Annotated in this window: 13 protein-coding genes; 12 read left to right on the forward strand and 1 reads right to left on the reverse strand. The window is 63.3% G+C overall.

All coding sequences use genetic code 11. The features are described from left to right. Positions 1-70 precede the first annotated feature (70 nt). A complete protein-coding gene (paaZ, locus tag NG698_RS13400) occupies positions 71-2,182 on the reverse strand; it encodes a phenylacetic acid degradation bifunctional protein PaaZ (protein WP_252610327.1) in 2,112 nt (703 codons plus the stop codon). A gap of 137 nt (positions 2,183-2,319) precedes the next feature. On the opposite strand from paaZ, the gene NG698_RS13405 reads away from it, so the two are divergent. The 12 genes from NG698_RS13405 (at position 2,320) to aceA (ending at position 15,123) form a co-directional block, all read left to right on the forward strand. Next, positions 2,320-2,787 carry a PaaI family thioesterase gene (locus tag NG698_RS13405; RefSeq protein ID WP_252610329.1) on the forward strand — a complete coding sequence of 156 codons (468 nt, stop codon included), beginning with the start codon at positions 2,320-2,322 and terminating at the stop codon, positions 2,785-2,787. 64 nt (positions 2,788-2,851) lie between these two features. After that, positions 2,852-3,328 (forward strand): hotdog fold thioesterase, encoded by a 477-nt coding sequence (locus NG698_RS13410; RefSeq protein ID WP_252610331.1) that lies wholly within the window; start codon positions 2,852-2,854, stop codon positions 3,326-3,328. Positions 3,329-3,334: 6 nt separating this feature from the next. Next, positions 3,335-4,711 carry a phenylacetate--CoA ligase PaaK gene (gene paaK, locus NG698_RS13415; RefSeq protein WP_252610333.1) on the forward strand — a complete coding sequence of 459 codons (1,377 nt, stop codon included), beginning with the start codon at positions 3,335-3,337 and terminating at the stop codon, positions 4,709-4,711. Positions 4,712-4,776: 65 nt separating this feature from the next. Next, positions 4,777-5,397, forward strand: a complete 621-nt coding sequence (locus NG698_RS13420) for a TetR/AcrR family transcriptional regulator (protein WP_252610335.1) — start codon at positions 4,777-4,779, stop codon at positions 5,395-5,397. A gap of 99 nt (positions 5,398-5,496) precedes the next feature. Beyond that, a complete protein-coding gene (locus NG698_RS13425) occupies positions 5,497-6,708 on the forward strand; it encodes a thiolase family protein (RefSeq protein WP_252610337.1) in 1,212 nt (403 codons plus the stop codon). Next, a complete protein-coding gene (locus NG698_RS13430; protein WP_252610339.1) occupies positions 6,708-7,508 on the forward strand; it encodes an enoyl-CoA hydratase/isomerase family protein in 801 nt (266 codons plus the stop codon). The genes NG698_RS13425 and NG698_RS13430 overlap by 1 nt, the downstream gene beginning before the upstream one ends. Further along, entirely contained in the window at positions 7,505-8,362 is an 858-nt protein-coding gene (locus NG698_RS13435) for a 3-hydroxyacyl-CoA dehydrogenase family protein (RefSeq protein WP_252610341.1), read from the forward strand. Before NG698_RS13430 ends, NG698_RS13435 begins: the two co-directional genes overlap by 4 nt. Positions 8,363-8,930: 568 nt before the next feature. Continuing rightward, the gene (locus NG698_RS13440) at positions 8,931-9,386 is read left to right on the forward strand and encodes an Lrp/AsnC family transcriptional regulator (RefSeq protein ID WP_252610343.1); all 456 of its coding nucleotides are present in this window, start codon (positions 8,931-8,933) and stop codon (positions 9,384-9,386) included. 437 nt (positions 9,387-9,823) lie between these two features. Then, complete coding sequence (gene pdhA / locus NG698_RS13445) at positions 9,824-11,026, forward strand: pyruvate dehydrogenase (acetyl-transferring) E1 component subunit alpha (protein ID WP_252610345.1); 1,203 nt, start codon at positions 9,824-9,826, stop codon at positions 11,024-11,026. Then, positions 11,023-12,129, forward strand: a complete 1,107-nt coding sequence (locus tag NG698_RS13450) for an alpha-ketoacid dehydrogenase subunit beta (RefSeq protein ID WP_252610347.1) — start codon at positions 11,023-11,025, stop codon at positions 12,127-12,129. The genes pdhA and NG698_RS13450 overlap by 4 nt, the downstream gene beginning before the upstream one ends. A gap of 2 nt (positions 12,130-12,131) precedes the next feature. Then, the gene (locus NG698_RS13455; RefSeq protein WP_252610349.1) at positions 12,132-13,562 is read left to right on the forward strand and encodes a dihydrolipoamide acetyltransferase family protein; all 1,431 of its coding nucleotides are present in this window, start codon (positions 12,132-12,134) and stop codon (positions 13,560-13,562) included. Positions 13,563-13,806: 244 nt separating this feature from the next. Then, a complete protein-coding gene (aceA, locus tag NG698_RS13460; RefSeq protein ID WP_252610351.1) occupies positions 13,807-15,123 on the forward strand; it encodes an isocitrate lyase in 1,317 nt (438 codons plus the stop codon). Positions 15,124-15,331: the final 208 nt, after the last annotated feature.

The following is a 15,331-nucleotide window of genomic DNA, read 5'->3' on the forward strand; positions in this document are numbered from 1 at the left end:
TATTTACCGACCGTTCGTTCAGTATATTGGCCGATGAGGGATGGGGGCAAGTAACGCGGGCTTCTTTTCTTCAGCGCTTGGCTACGAGCGTGAGCACGTCGTAGGTGGCCACGATTTCGTCTTTCTGGTTGGTCAACACTGCGTCCCAGGCCACCTCGCCGTACTCGTCCGTCTCGCGCGGGGTGATCTTCTTGGCCGTCAGGGTTACCCGGATGGAATCGCCGGCGGCCACGGGCGTAATGAACCTGAGGTTTTCCAGCCCGTAATTGGCCAGGACCGGGCCCGGTGCAGGCTCCACGAACAGCCCCGCACCCCAGGCCAGCAGCAGGTAGCCGTGTGCCACGATGCCCGGGAAGAAGGGGTTGGCCTCGGCCGCTTCATGGTTGGTGTGCGCGTAGAAGGTGTCGCCGGTGGAGTTGGCGAAGGCCGTAATGTCCTCGAGGGTCACCTGGCGCAGGTCGGAACGGACGGCGTCGCCGAGGCGGAGGGTCTCCAGCGATTTCCTGAACGGGTGCGTCCCCTCGGTGTCCACCGTGAGGTTGCGGTCTGCGCCGGCATGCCACACCCCGGTGACTGCGGTGAGCATGTTGGGTGAGCCCTGGATGGCGGTGCGCTGCATGTGGTGCATGACAGAGCGGATGCCACCGAGTTCCTCGCCGCCGCCGGCCCGCCCGGGGCCGCCGTGGACCAGGTGCGGGACGGGGGAGCCGTGGCCGGTGGAGCTGCGGGCGTCCTCGCGGTTAAGCATCAGGACGCGGCCGTGATGGGCGGCGATCCCGGTGACGAGTTCGCGGGCTACGGCAGGATCATTGGTGCACACTGTGGCCACGAGGGAGCCGCCGCCCCGGGCGGCGAGGCGGACGGCGTCGGGCAGGTCCTTGTATCCGATCACGGAGGCCACCGGGCCGAATGCCTCCAGCGAATGCAGCGCCTCGGCCTCAGCGTCGCCCCAGCCCAGCAGGACCGGTGACATAAACGCGCCATCCTCCACTACGCCGGTGGTGCCGTCCGCAGCGGTGGACGACGGCGAATCGAGGGTTCCGTACGCAAGCTCACCGCCGGCGTCGAGCATGGACTGCACTGCGGCGCGGACGTCGGCGACCTGCTCCAGGGATGCCAGGGCGCCCATGGTGACACCATCGGCGCGCGGGTCACCGAGGACAACGCGCTCCTGGATGCGCTTACCAACGGCGGCAATTACCGCCTGGACCAGCTCCTGCGGAACGATGGCGCGGCGGATGGACGTGCACTTCTGGCCCGCCTTGACCGTGATTTCGGTGACCACGGACTTGACGAAGGCGTCGAACTCCGGGGTGTCCTCCACCGCGTCCGGACCCAGGATGGCGGCGTTGAGGGAGTCCGTTTCGGACGTGAACCGGACGCCGCCCTGCACCACATTGGGATGCGATTTCAGGGACAGCGCGGTGGAGGCGGATCCAGTGAAAGCCACCAGGTCGCGGTAGTCCAAAACGTCCAGGAGGCCGCGGACCGAGCCTGAAATGAGCTGCAGCGAGCCCGCGGGCAGGATGTTGGATTCGATGATGGCCTTCACCACGGCCGCGGCCACATACCCGGTGGGGGTGGCGGGCTTGACGATGGTGGGGACCCCGGCGATGAAGGCGGGCGCGAGTTTCTCGAGCATGCCCCAGACCGGGAAGTTGAACGCGTTGATCTGCACCGCGACGCCAGGGATGCGCGTGTAGATGTGCTCGGCCACAAACGAACCGTCCTTGGACAGCACCTCCATGGGACCGTCCACCACCACCTGCGAATTGGGCAGCTCGCGCCGGCCCTTGGAGCCGAACGTGAAGAGGACGCCGATGCCGCCGTCGATGTCGATCATCGAGTCGATCTTGGTGGCACCGGTCTGCGTCGAAAACGTGTAGAAATGCTCGCGCCGGGCGTTCAGGTACTGCGCCAGCTCCTTGAGTTTCAGCGCGCGCTGGTGGAACGTCAGCTTGCCCAGTTCCGCCTGGCCGGTGGTGCGGCCGTACTCTACGACGGCGGCCAGGTCCAGGCCGTCCGCGCTCACCCTGGCCAGGACTTCGCCGGTGCTCGCATCCCGCACGGGGACAGCGGAAGCTGCCGCATCGGCGTCGGGCGTCCACCACGAATCCTGCACAAAACTGGGAACTGTCTCGACGGTATTGACTGCGGCTTCAGCTGTTGCGGTGGTGGTCATCGTTGACGGGTCCTTCCAACACGGGGACAAAACGGCAGGGGCAGATCATTTACTGACCGTCCGTTCGGTAATATAACTACAGTACATGAATGATCTGTCCTGCACACTGCAGATCAACGCCCCACCAAGGAGAGCCGATGAACGCAGCATCCAAGCACAGCCCCGGGTTGGCACCGGAGCTCGCCGAACACGAACTCTGGAAAATCACCCTGGGTGAGCTCGACGAGAAGATGGGCGTGAAGATCGTCGAGGAGTCGGTGGAGCGGGTGGTGGCCACGATGCCGGTGGAGGGGAACAGGCAGTCGCTCGGGCTGCTCCACGGAGGGGCCTCCCTGGCCGTCGGCGAGGCCGTGGGCTCCTGGGCGGCCGTTATCCACGCCAGCACGCTGGGCAAGACCGCGGTGGGCGTGGACGTTTCGGCCACCCACCACCGCTCGGCACGCGAGGGCCTGATTACCATCACCGCCACACCCATCCATCTCGGCGGCACGCTGACCACCCACGAGGTCCTGATCACCAACGACGCCGGCCAGCGGCTCTGCACCCTCCGTATCACCAACCTGCTGATGAAGCGGAAGCACCAGCCGGCGACGCCCACCCCTTGACACCGGCCACACATCTGGGTTTACCTAATGAACATTCGGTAAATAAAGCTGGAGGCAATGACGCATGACTGAAGCAGCCCTCTCCGGGGTCACTCATCCGATCCTGGAAAACGACTACGCCTCCGAGTGGATGGGCATCGAAGTCCTCGCCGTCAGCGACGGCCACGCCACCATCCGCATGACCCTTCGGCAGGAAATGCTCAACGGGTTCGGCATGGCCCACGGCGGAATGATCTTCGCCTTCGCCGATACCGCCTTCGCCCTCGCCTGCAACCCTGTGAACCCGGGACCCGGGGACATGGACAGCATCACCGTGGCCGCCGGCGTGGACATCAACTTCCTTAAGCCTGCCTACCGCGGCCAGGTGATCACGGCCATCGCGGACCGCCGCTCCAGCGCAGGCCGCAGCGGACTGTATGACATTCAAATTTTCGCCGCAGATCCCGGACAAACGGGCTCTTCGCCCGATTCCCCGCTTGGCGCCGGCCAGCCGGGTGAACTCATCGCCGAGTTCCGCGGCCGCACCATCCTTAAGAAGTAGGAAACCATGAGCCTCCACGTCCCCGAAACGCCCACCTCCCAGTCCACCAAGGCTGGCGCCGCCGCAGGCGCCGATGCCGTGCTGGACCGCGAGGAAACCATGTCCCGCGACGAGCTCGAGGCCCTCCAGCTGGGCCGCCTGCAGCACACCGTGGCCTACGCCTATGACCGCGTCCCGCTGTACAAGCGCAAGTTCGACGACGCAGGCATCCACCCCAGCGACCTGCGGGAGCTCAGCGACCTGGGCAACTTCCCGTTCACCACCAAGGACGACCTGCGGGAGGAATACCCCTTCGGCATGTTCGCCGTGCCGCAGCACGAAGTAGCCCGCGTGCATGCCAGCTCCGGCACCACAGGCCGGCCAACCGTCGTCGGATATACGAAACAGGACCTGGCCGACTGGGCGAAGCTGGTGGCCCGTTCGCTGCGCGCCTCCGGCGTCCGCCCCGGCATGAAGGTCCACAACGCCTACGGCTACGGCCTGTTCACCGGCGGCCTGGGCGCCCACGCCGGCGCCGAGGCGCTGGGCTGCACCGTCATCCCCATTTCCGGCGGCCAGACGGAACGCCAGATCCAGCTGATCCAGGACTTCAAGCCGGACGCCATTCTGGCCACGCCCACATACCTGCTCACGATCGCCGACGCTATGGCGCACATGGGTATCGACCCGACGTCGACCTCCTTGAAGTACGCAGTCCTGGGCGCGGAGCCGTGGACCGAGGAGATGCGGCATGAGCTCGAGGTCACCATGAACATCAAGGCCTGCGACATCTACGGCCTCTCAGAAGTGATGGGCCCGGGCGTCGCCGGCGAGGCCGTGGAAACCCAGGACGGCAGCCACATCTGGGAGGACCACTTCCGCCCCGAGATCATCGACGCCTTCAACCCCGCAGTGGGTAAGGAAAACGTGTTGCGCGACGGCGAACACGGCGAACTCGTGTTCACGTCCCTGACCAAGGAAGCGTTGCCGATCATCCGGTACCGCACCAAGGACCTCACCCGCCTGCTCCCCGGCACAGCCCGCCCCGCACACCGCCGGATGGGACGCATCACCGGGCGCAGCGACGACATGATCATCCTTCGCGGCGTGAACGTCTTTCCGTCCCAGATCGAGGAAATCGCGCTCCGCATTCCGGAGTTAAGCCCGCACTTCCAGCTCGAACTCACCCGCCCGGAGGGCCAGCGGATGGACCAGATGACCGTCAAGATCGAACGCCGTGAGGCTGTGTCGTTTGAACAGAGCACGACGGCGGCCCGCACCTTGCAGGAGCAGATCAAGATTCATGTGGGTTCTTCGTGCAGGGTGGACGTTGTGGAGCCCGGGTCCCTTGAACGGTCCAACGGCAAGCTGCGCCGGATCTACGACCTGCGGCCACAGCAGTAAGACGCCTGGCGGTGCAGCCTCCCGGCTGCGCCGCCTGACCGACCGTTCGTGAGAAACTAGGCACCATGCCCAGCACCACCGATACCGCCAGCACCGCGGCCGCGAAACGCGGCCGTCCCGGTTACGACCAGCAGTCTGTGCTGCTCATCGCCGTCGACGTCTTCAACCGTCACGGCTATGACGCCACTTCCATGGGCATCCTGGCCGAGAACCTGGGCATCTCCAAGTCAGCCATCTACCACCACGTGCCCTCCAAGGGGGACCTCCTCAAGCTGGCGCTGGACCATGCACTCGGCGGCCTCGAGGCCATCCTGGAACAGCCCGAAGCCACCTCCGGCCCGGCCGACTCCCGGCTCGAGTTTGTGCTCCGGCAGACCGTCGCCGTGCTCGTGGAGCGTCTGCCTTTTGTCACACTACTCCTGCGCCTGCGCGGCAACACGGAGATTGAACGCGATGCCCTCGAGCGCCGCCGCGCTTTTGACCATGAGGTGGCGGGGCTCATCTCTGCTGCCCGCGACGAAGGATCGCTGCGCCAGGACATCGACCCGCGCACCGTGACCCGACTGCTGTTCGGCACCATCAACTCAATCGTGGAGTGGTACAAACCGGGCGGCACCCTCTCCCCCGAAAAGCTTGCCGACGACGTCATCACCATCGCCTTCGACGGGCTTCACGCGGCCCGCTAGCAGTTGACCCCTCCGGCAGGGCATGTCATCTTTATAGAACGAACGGTCGGTAACTAAATCCAGTCCGGCCCATTTCACTGGCGAAAAGGACCTGTTCTTATGGTTGAGGCATTTCTTGTTGGCGGCGTACGGACGCCGGTTGGCCGTTACGGAGGCGCACTGTCCTCGGTCCGCCCCGACGATCTGGCCGCGCTGGTGGTCCGTGAGGCCGTCTCCCGCGCCGGCCTGGATCCGGACAGCATCGAGGAAGTCATCCTCGGGAACGCCAACGGCGCCGGTGAGGAAAACCGTAACGTGGCCCGGATGGCAACCCTACTGGCGGGACTCCCCCTCCACATCCCCGGGATCACGGTCAACCGGCTGTGCGCTTCCGGGCTGAGCGCCATCATCCAGGCCAGCCAGATGATCAAGTCCGGCGCTGCGGATGTGGTGATCGCCGGCGGCGTGGAGTCCATGAGCCGCGCACCCTGGGTCCAGGAAAAGCCGGCCACCGCCTTTGCAAAGCCCGGCGCGATCTTCGACACCTCCATCGGCTGGCGGTTCGACAACCCGAAGTTCCAAAAGGGTGAGCTGTCGCGCGATGGCAAGATGACCTACTCCATGCCGGAAACTGCGGAAGAAGTGGCGCGGGTGGACAGCATCTCCCGCGAAGACGCGGACGCCTTCGCCGTCCAGTCCCACGAACGCGCCCTGGCCGCCATCGCCGAGGGCCGGTTTAGGGACGAAATCGTCCCGGTGACGGTCAAAACGCGCAAATCCGAAACCGTGGTGGACACGGATGAGGGCCCCCGCGCGGGCACCACCCTGGACGTGCTCGCTGCCCTGCGCCCGGTGGTCCCGGGCGGCTCGGTGGTCACAGCCGGAAACTCTTCCACCCTGAACGACGGCGCTTCGGCCATCATTGTGGCCTCCGAAGCCGCGATCGCACGCTTGGGCCTGACTCCCCGCGCACGCATCATCGACGGCGCCTCGGCCGGTTGCGAACCGGAGATCATGGGCATCGGGCCCGTTCCCGCCACCCAGAAGGTACTCAAGCGGACAGGTTTCAGCGTCGGTGATCTTGGCGCTGTGGAGCTTAACGAAGCGTTCGCCACCCAGTCCTTGGCGAGCATGCGCCGGCTCGGGCTGGACCCGGAGATTGTGAATAACGACGGCGGCGCCATCAGTTTGGGGCATCCGCTGGGTTCCAGCGGATCGCGGATAGCCATCACCCTGCTGGGGCGGATGGAGCGCGAGGACGCGAAGATTGGCCTGGCCACCATGTGCATCGGCGTGGGCCAGGGCACCGCGATGCTGCTGGAGCGCGTCTAGTGGCTGCGCCGGACCTCGCCAACGAACACTTCAGCACGCTCCTGGTCGAGGAGCGCGAGGACCGCGTGGTGGTCCTTCTCAACCGCCCGGAAGTCCGGAACGCCATTGACCAGCAGATGGTGGATGAACTGCACGTGGTTTGCGCTGCGCTGGAACAGAATGCCAAAGTCCTGATCATCGCCGGCGTGGACGGCGTTTTCGCCTCCGGGGCGGATATTGCCCAGCTGCGCGGGCGGCGCCGGGACGACGCGCTGCAGGGCATCAATTCCACCATCTTCGTGCGGATCGCCAAGCTGCCCATGCCCGTCATTGCCGCACTTGATGGCTACTGCCTGGGCGGCGGTGCCGAGCTTGCCTGCGCCGCGGACTTCCGGATCGGAACGCCCAGCGTGCGGATCGGCAACCCCGAGACCGGGCTGGGCATCCTCGCCGCGGCCGGCGCCAGCTGGCGGCTGAAGGAACTGGTGGGCGAACCCTTGGCCAAGCAGATCCTGCTTGCCGGCTTGGTGCTCCGGGCAGAGGACGCCCTGGCTGCGGGCCTCATCACGGAAATCCACGAGGCGCCGGAACTGATGGACGCCGCCCACAACCTCGCGGACCGGATCGGCCGCCAGGACCCGCTGGCGGTGCGCATTACGAAGTCCGTCTTCCACGCTCCCGCAGAAGCGCACCCGTTGATTGACCAGCTGGCACAGGGGATCCTCTTTGAATCCCAGGCCAAGTTCGACCGCATGCAGGCTTTCCTGGACAAAAAAGCAGGCACGAAATCTGGCGACAAGAAGACAGAGAAGAAGTCATGACAAACTCGGACCTTCCTTCCACTATCGGCGTCCTCGGCGGAGGCCGCATGGGTGCTGGCATCGCCCACGCCTTCCTCATTAACGGGGCCAACGTCCTGGTGGTGGAGCGCGACGAAGCCTCCGCCGAAGCCGCCCGGGAACGGGTGGAATCCGCTGCCGCCAAGAGCATCGAACGCGGCGCCACCGACGCCAACCTGGATGAAATGGTCTCCCGTCTCGCCGTCACGGTGGATTACGAGGACTTCAAGGACCGCCAGCTGGTGGTAGAGGCCGTCCCCGAGGACTGGGACCTGAAGATCACCTCGCTGCGGGGCATCGAAGAGCGGTTGGCCGAGGACGCGTTCCTTGCATCCAATACGTCCTCACTGTCTGTCAACGGGCTGGCCCGGGAGCTGAAGCGGCCGCAAAACTTCCTCGGTCTGCATTTCTTCAACCCGGTCCCCGCGTCCACCCTCATTGAAGTGGTGCTTGGCGAGCAAACCTCCCCGGACCTGGCATCGGCGGCGAAAAGGTGGGTTGAGGCACTCGGCAAGACCGCCGTCGTTGTTAATGATGCACCCGGCTTTGCCTCCTCGCGGCTGGGCGTGGCCATCGCCCTGGAGGCGATGCGCATGGTGGAGGAAGGGGTGGCGTCCGCGGAGGACATCGACGCCGCCATGGTCCTCGGCTACAAACACCCCACCGGTCCGCTCAGAACCACGGACATCGTGGGCCTGGACGTCCGGCTGGGGATCGCCGAATACCTGCATTCCACGCTCGGGGACCGGTTCGCCCCGCCGCAGATCCTCAAGGACAAAGTGGCCCGCGGCGAGCTGGGCCGCAAGACAAGTAAGGGATTTTTCGACTGGTCTTGATCGCACGGCCACTACAGCAGCAAAGGACTGCCTGACCGTAATGGCTCGCGGCCGGTCTAAAGCGTTCGAGCCCCTAGACGCCTGCTTCGAGCAGCTTCAACAGCTTGCCGTGAGAGCTAAGGCATTCTCGTAGCAAGAAGAAGTGCAGGCCGATTTACGGTGGAACAGTGTGTGGCCGTTCCCTACGGACTAACCCTTGAATCAACGAACGACGGCGACCTCAGCTGACAAACTTCCCGGCCCACCGACGTGCAGGCATTAGATCTCGATACCGTGTTGCCCAGGTTGGCTGCAGAACTGGCCTTTATCGCTTGCTTGCACCAGATCAGACCCAGTACCCCTGGTACTTAGGTGCGGAAGTTAGGTCCTGGGCATGACCGAGAGCGTTTCTGAATCTTTGCGAACTCTCGCTTTGCATCTTGATAAGAGTGGCAGGGGGAAATCTGGCATGGCCCCCTCAAAAAATTCACTACGACGGATTTGGATGTCTTGAAACGCAACCCGCTCTCCGAGGTTCTTTATCGGATAGTGTCGGTGCAATCTGTGGAATTCGATTGGGGACACGTACATGGCTGACGACGAAGCGGAAACGCCCCTTGACCGCGTCGATCGCGCTATCTTGGCTGAGCTGATCCGGGATGGCCGGATGTCTGTGACCCAGGTTGCCGATAATGTGCACATCTCCCGGGCTCATGCCTATGCAAGGATCACGCGTCTCACTGACGAGGGTGTGCTCACCAAATTTACCGCTTTAGTTGATCCGATAAAGACCGGCCGGAAATCGTCTGCTTACGTGACGTTGAAGGTGAAGCAGCAGTCTTGGCGGGAATTGAGAGAGCAACTTCGCTCTGTTCCCGAAATTGAGCATATTGCGCTAGTAGGCGGGGACTTCGACGTAATACTGCTCGTGCGGGGGATCGATAACTTGGACCTCCGTCGCCTCATTTTCGACCAGTTGCAGTCAATGCCGGGCGTGCTGGACACCCAGACGTTCTTGGTGTTTGAAGATTTGGACACCCGCTAGACGCCTTGCCGGGCCAAACGCCTGTTCGATCACTGTCCGTTCGCTGCCCCACAGGTGACCAGGAAAAAGTAGCCCCCGGGCTAACTCGACTTCATGAGTGGTGAAGGCCTCCTTGGCTGCGCTGTTCAGCATCAATCAGTTCTTGTCGGCTCTTTTACGGACGGGCCTCGGTCGTTACCTGACCCTGTTTGATCACTAGACGGCACGTGTTAGGTAACTGTCCAACTTCCTGCTTTGCCTGATCCTGACGGCCCGTCATCAATGGGTCTAGACACGCCAAACGTCCATCAGCAGGCGCGCTAGATGCCTCACTCTAACAATATGTCTCTGAATGCGGCGTTGTGCCTATCAAAATTCCACAGTTTCCCAGTACCCATGGATGCGAGCTGACCATTCCAGCATAATTGGTGGAAATAATGATCTCCGAGGACGGAACAATGATGATCTCCGCAAACCGTGTGGCACCACCAAAATCTGAAGACAAGCCCGCTGGCACCATTGCCGGGTCTCTTCGCAGGTTCGGCATCAGCGAGGAGGACTACATGCTCCCCGCCCGCCATCAGATTCAGATGGTGAGCCCCGATGGCGCTCTGGTCCCGCTGGACGAGCAGGGCACCCAACCTGGTCACGAATACCCCATTCCGGCGGACCAAGAACTTGCTACTGCCTACGAACAGCTGGTCATAGGGCGCCGTGTGAATGATCAGAACTCGGCTCTGGTCCGTCAGGGGCGGATGGCTGTCTACCCTTCGAGCCACGGTCAGGAAGCCTGTCAGGTCGCAGCGGCGCTCTGCCTCTCCGGCGGGGATTGGATGTTTCCGACCTACCGGGACTCTGTGGCCATCATGGCCCGCGGTGTTGACCCCGTGCAGGTCATGACTTTGTTTCGGGGTGACTGGCACGGGGGTTACAACCCCAACGAACGCAACGTCGGCATCCAGTCCACTCCTCTGACTACGCAACTGCTGCATGCTGTCGGCGTGGCTCACGCGGCGAAGTTGCGCGGTGAGGAGACCGTAGTCCTGGCTATGTGCGGGGACGGCGCGACCAGTGAAGGAGACTTCCACGAAGCGCTAAATTTCGCAGCAGTCTTCAAACTCCCTGTCATCTTTTTTGTACAAAACAACAAGTACGCCATCTCCGTCCCGCTGGCGCATCAGTCCGTCGCCCCGTCCCTCGCCCACAAGGCGGTGGGCTACGGCATGGCCGGGGAACGTGTGGACGGCAATGACCTTGTCGCACTGCTCGCCGTGCTCGGCCGGGCAGTGAAACTGGCCCGCGAAGGTTCCGGTCCGCTCCTCGTGGAGGCGCATACCTACCGGATGCAGGCGCACACCAATGCCGATGACGCTACCCGCTACCGTGAGGACAGCGAGGTCGTCGAATGGCAAGCCAAAGACCCTTTGGCTCGGATGAGAACCTATCTCACTGACAGGGGACTGCTGGATGACGCGGTTGAATCGCGGATAGCCGAAAGGGCCGAAGTGGTTGCTGCGCAGCTTCGAGAGGGGCTCAGTGAGGACCTTTCCGTGGACCCGCAGGACCTCTTCAAATACGTGTTCTCCTCCCCCACTCGCCAACTCGAAGAACAGTCCGCATTGCTCGCCGATGAGCTCTCCCGGGAAGAGGCAACAAAATGAGCGCCACCATTACGACTTCCTCCGAAGCCAACGGCAACGTCAGCGCCGCGACGGCCAAAGCTGCTGCCCGCGCGGCCGCATCCGAGGGCGGACCTCAGTCGGTCACACTCGCCAGAGCGATCAACGCGGCCATGGTCGATGCCATGGAAACGGATAGAGCAGTCATTGTGTTCGGCGAAGACGTCGGATTGCTGGGCGGCGTCTTCCGAATCACCGATGGCCTTACCAAAACATTTGGTGATCAGAGGTGCTTCGACACGCCCTTGGCCGAGTCCGGCATTGTCGGGATGGCAGTGGGTATGGCCATGAACGGCATGCGACCAGTTATCGAGATGCAGTTCGATGCTTTTGCATACCCCGCGTTCGAGCAGATTGTCAGCCATGTTGCCAAAATGCATAACCGAACTAAAGGCGCCGTGAAGCTGCCGATGGTGATCCGTATTCCTTATGCGGGCGGCATCGGGGGAGTTGAACACCATTGCGATTCCTCGGAGGCCTACTATGCTCATACGGCCGGCCTGAAGGTATATGCACCGGCTACAGTGGCTGACGGTTACCGCATGCTCCGCGAAGCCATTGATTCCGATGACCCCGTTATCTTCTTGGAACCTAAGAAGCTCTATTGGTCCAAGGACCTGGTGGACCTGGAGGTGCTGCGCGCACAGCACGCTGACAACGTTGAGGCAGGGACCTCAAGTGAGGGCCGCGCGGCCGTCGCCCGTCCCGGGACTGACGCGACCTTGATCGCCTATGGTCCGTCCGTATCAACGGCGTTGGCTGCCGCTGCCGCGGCCGCAGAAGAAGGGCGGTCCTTGGAAGTCATTGACGTCCGCTCCATCGTCCCCTTCGACGATGAAACCGTCGTCGCGTCAGTCCGTAAGACCGGCCGGGCAGTGGTGATCGCCGAAGCGCACGGTTTCGCCTCCGTGGCCTCGGAGATCGTGGCCCGGGTTCAGGAACGCTGTTTCCACTCCCTCGCTGCGCCAATTCGCCGGGTTACCGGATTCGACGTTCCGTACCCGGCACCGAAGCTTGAGCACTTCTACCTGCCCGGCGTGGACCGAATCCTCGACGCTGTAGACGACCTCCAATGGGAAGACTAATCATGAGTGCACCAAACGTATTCCTCCTCCCTGACCTTGGAGAAGGGCTCACCGAAGCGGAACTGGTCAATTGGCTGGTGTCCGTTGGCGATGAAATTCGCGTCGACCAGCCTATCGCCGAAGTTGAGACGGCGAAATCCATGGTCGAAGTACCTTCGCCCTACGCCGGTACGGTGGCCATCCTTCACGGAGAACCAGGGCAAACGCTCGATGTCGGCAAGCCGCTCATCTCCGTCACGCCTGCTGGTACCGCCGGTGCCCCTACTGTGCCGTTGTCCGATAAAAACGCCGCACTAACGGCGGACGCCGCAGCAACAGCCTACCGAGAAGAGGAGAAGGCGGGTTCGGGGAACGTCCTGATTGGATACGGCACGCCAGGAGGGCATGGTCAGGCACGCCGCAATCGACCGCGCAAGCCACTCGCGGCCCCAATCTCGACGTCGCCGGCGTCCACTGGACCCACACCAGGCAAGCCTGGAGCCGTCAGTTCCCCGCTTGTGCGCAGGATGGCCAGAGATCATGGTGTCGACCTGAGATCGATCACGGGGACGGGAGCAGCCGGTCTGATAACCCGTCGTGACGTGGAGGCGGCCCTCTCAGCACCGTGCACCCGGACTGGGCCTGACACTGCAGAAAACCCCCAGGCGCCGGCCACCTCGATGGCCACTGCCAATCAAACGGCCGGCGGCACGGACGTGGATGCCCGTACCGGACTTCGTATTGCAGCAAGAACGCCGGTGAAGGGGGTGCGCAAGGCCGTCGCGGCCAATATGTCACGCAGTCGGACAGAGATTCCCGAGGCAACTGTCTGGGTTGACGTGGATGCCACTGCTCTTGTTGAACTGCGGGCAAGCATGAAGAAGCGAAATCCTGACAACACCCCGGGACTGCTGGCATTCATTGCCCGGTTCGTTACATCCGGCCTCAAGAGGTACCCGCAGTTGAACACCCGCTTTCAAACCGCCCAGGACGCGGGGGAAAGTGAGATGAAAGAAATCATTGGCTTCGACGGGATTAACCTAGGATTCGCGGCACAGACGGACCGGGGACTCGTGGTGCCGTCCATCCGCAACGCCGACACGCTCAGCGCCCGGGAACTGGATGCCGAAATCCGCCGTCTCAGCAAGGTCGCCCGCGAGGGTAAGGCCACACCCGCGGAACTGGGCAGCGGCACCTTTACCTTGAACAACTACGGGGTATTTGGAGTCGACGGCTCAGCCGCGATCATCAATTACCCGGAAGCCGCAATCCTCGGTGTCGGGCGGATCATTGACCGGCCCTGGGTGGTAGCTGGCGAAATAGCCGTCCGTAAAATCGTCGAGCTGACACTGGTATTCGACCACCGCGTCTGCGACGGCGGAACGGCGGGCGGATTCCTGCGCCACGTCGCAGACGCCATCGAGAACCCGGCCTCAGCATTGGCCGACCTGTAAACCTGAAAAGCCCAACCTAGGGCCAACGGGAAGCCCTCTGAAGAGGGTTCAGCAAATCGTGAGCACCCCAAGACGGCGACCCCTAAGGAGGCCAATTGCGCCTCCTGTCCAAGAGCAGGAGAAACCTCCTGGCTCGCTTCTTCCTTGCCAAAAACGGCAAGGAAGAAGCGAAAACACGACCCACATCCAAACGACTTGGTCCCCTGCGCCGAAGCAGAACAACCCTCATCAAAGGAGATAACAAATGACTGCAGCATTTGAGCCCACCCAGCAGACGCCCGAAGAGCAGGCCGCCGCCCTGGAGCTTGAGTGGGCCGCCAATCCCCGCTGGGAAGGTGTGACCCGTGACTACAAGGCATCGGACGTGGTCAAGCTCCGCGGCCGTGTCTCCGAGGAACACACGCTGGCACGCCGCGGTTCCGAGAAGCTGTGGAAGCAGCTCACCGACGAGCACAAGACCGGCGGGTACACCAACGCTTTGGGCGCCCTGACCGGCAACCAGGCCGTACAGCAGGTCAAAGCGGGCCTGCGCGCCATCTACCTTTCCGGCTGGCAGGTTGCCGCCGACGCCAACAACTCCGGCCACACCTACCCGGACCAGTCCCTGTACCCGGCCAACTCGGTTCCGACGGTGGTGCGCCGGATCAACAACGCACTCCTGCGGGCAGACCAGATCGAATTCTCCGAAGGCATCCAGACGGTTGAGGACTGGATGGTCCCGATCGTCGCTGACGCCGAGGCCGGCTTCGGTGGCCCGCTGAACGCCTACGAGCTGATGAAGTCCATGATCCAGGCCGGCGCGTCAGGGGTGCACTGGGAAGACCAGCTCGCCTCGGAGAAGAAGTGCGGCCACCTCGGCGGCAAGGTGCTCATCCCCACCCAGCAGCACGTCCGGACCCTGAACGCCGCCCGCCTGGCCGCCGACGTCGCTGGCACCCCCTCGGTGGTCATCGCCCGCACCGACGCCGAGGCCGCCACCCTGATCACCTCCGACGTCGATCCCCGCGACCAGGAATTCGTCACCGGCGAACGCACCCCGGAAGGCTTCTACAAGGTCCGCAACGGCATCGAACCCTGCATCGCCCGCGCCAAGGCCTACGCCCCGTACTCTGACCTCATCTGGATGGAGACGGGCACCCCGGACCTCGAGCTGGCCCGCAAGTTCGCCGAAGCCGTCAAAGCCGACTTCCCGGACCAGATGCTCTCCTACAACTGCTCACCCTCGTTCAACTGGCGCAAGCACCTGGACGACGCCACCATCGCCAAGTTCCAGCGTGAACTCGGCGCCATGGGCTTCACGTTCCAGTTCATCACCCTGGCCGGCTTCCACGCCCTGAACTACTCGATGTTCGATCTCGCCCACGGCTACGCCCGTGAAGGCATGAGCGCCTACGTCGAGCTCCAGGAGAAGGAATTCGCCTCCGAGTCCCGCGGCTACACCGCGACCAAGCACCAGCGCGAAGTCGGCACCGGCTACTTCGACGACATCGCAACTGCGCTCAACCCGAACGCATCAACCCTGGCACTGGTGGGATCCACCGAAGAAGGCCAGTTCCACTAACACTTACCGTTCGACGGCGGCGCTTGCGTCCGCCGGTGAACCGGCGATCCTCTGCCTGCTATCCCCATGCCCGCCCCATGACCTCGTAGAACTCGGTCGGGGGCGGGCACAGGGCCCCTTTTACGCACGCTGCCGGATGTCCGGTTTACCACCTATTTAGGTACGTCACCACCCGCCGTCGAACTTCCTTCCTGCTTCGGAGCAAATG

Origin of the sequence: Pseudarthrobacter raffinosi, assembly GCF_023913735.1 — a bacterium.
GTDB classification, from domain to species: Bacteria; Actinomycetota; Actinomycetes; order Actinomycetales; family Micrococcaceae; genus Arthrobacter; species Arthrobacter raffinosi.

Bases quoted from the DNA above. Each gene is read 5' to 3' on its own strand.
- paaZ (WP_252610327.1), bottom strand. From the start codon at position 2,182: ATGACCACCACCGCAACAGCTGAAGCCGCAGTCAATACCGTCGAGACA.
- NG698_RS13405 (WP_252610329.1), top strand. From the start codon at position 2,320: ATGAACGCAGCATCCAAGCACAGCCCCGGGTTGGCACCGGAGCTCGCC.
- NG698_RS13410 (WP_252610331.1), top strand. From the start codon at position 2,852: ATGACTGAAGCAGCCCTCTCCGGGGTCACTCATCCGATCCTGGAAAAC.
- paaK (WP_252610333.1), top strand. From the start codon at position 3,335: ATGAGCCTCCACGTCCCCGAAACGCCCACCTCCCAGTCCACCAAGGCT.
- NG698_RS13420 (WP_252610335.1), top strand. From the start codon at position 4,777: ATGCCCAGCACCACCGATACCGCCAGCACCGCGGCCGCGAAACGCGGC.
- NG698_RS13425 (WP_252610337.1), top strand. From the start codon at position 5,497: ATGGTTGAGGCATTTCTTGTTGGCGGCGTACGGACGCCGGTTGGCCGT.
- NG698_RS13435 (WP_252610341.1), top strand. From the start codon at position 7,505: ATGACAAACTCGGACCTTCCTTCCACTATCGGCGTCCTCGGCGGAGGC.
- NG698_RS13440 (WP_252610343.1), top strand. From the start codon at position 8,931: ATGGCTGACGACGAAGCGGAAACGCCCCTTGACCGCGTCGATCGCGCT.
- pdhA (WP_252610345.1), top strand. From the start codon at position 9,824: ATGATGATCTCCGCAAACCGTGTGGCACCACCAAAATCTGAAGACAAG.
- NG698_RS13450 (WP_252610347.1), top strand. From the start codon at position 11,023: ATGAGCGCCACCATTACGACTTCCTCCGAAGCCAACGGCAACGTCAGC.
- NG698_RS13455 (WP_252610349.1), top strand. From the start codon at position 12,132: ATGAGTGCACCAAACGTATTCCTCCTCCCTGACCTTGGAGAAGGGCTC.
- aceA (WP_252610351.1), top strand. From the start codon at position 13,807: ATGACTGCAGCATTTGAGCCCACCCAGCAGACGCCCGAAGAGCAGGCC.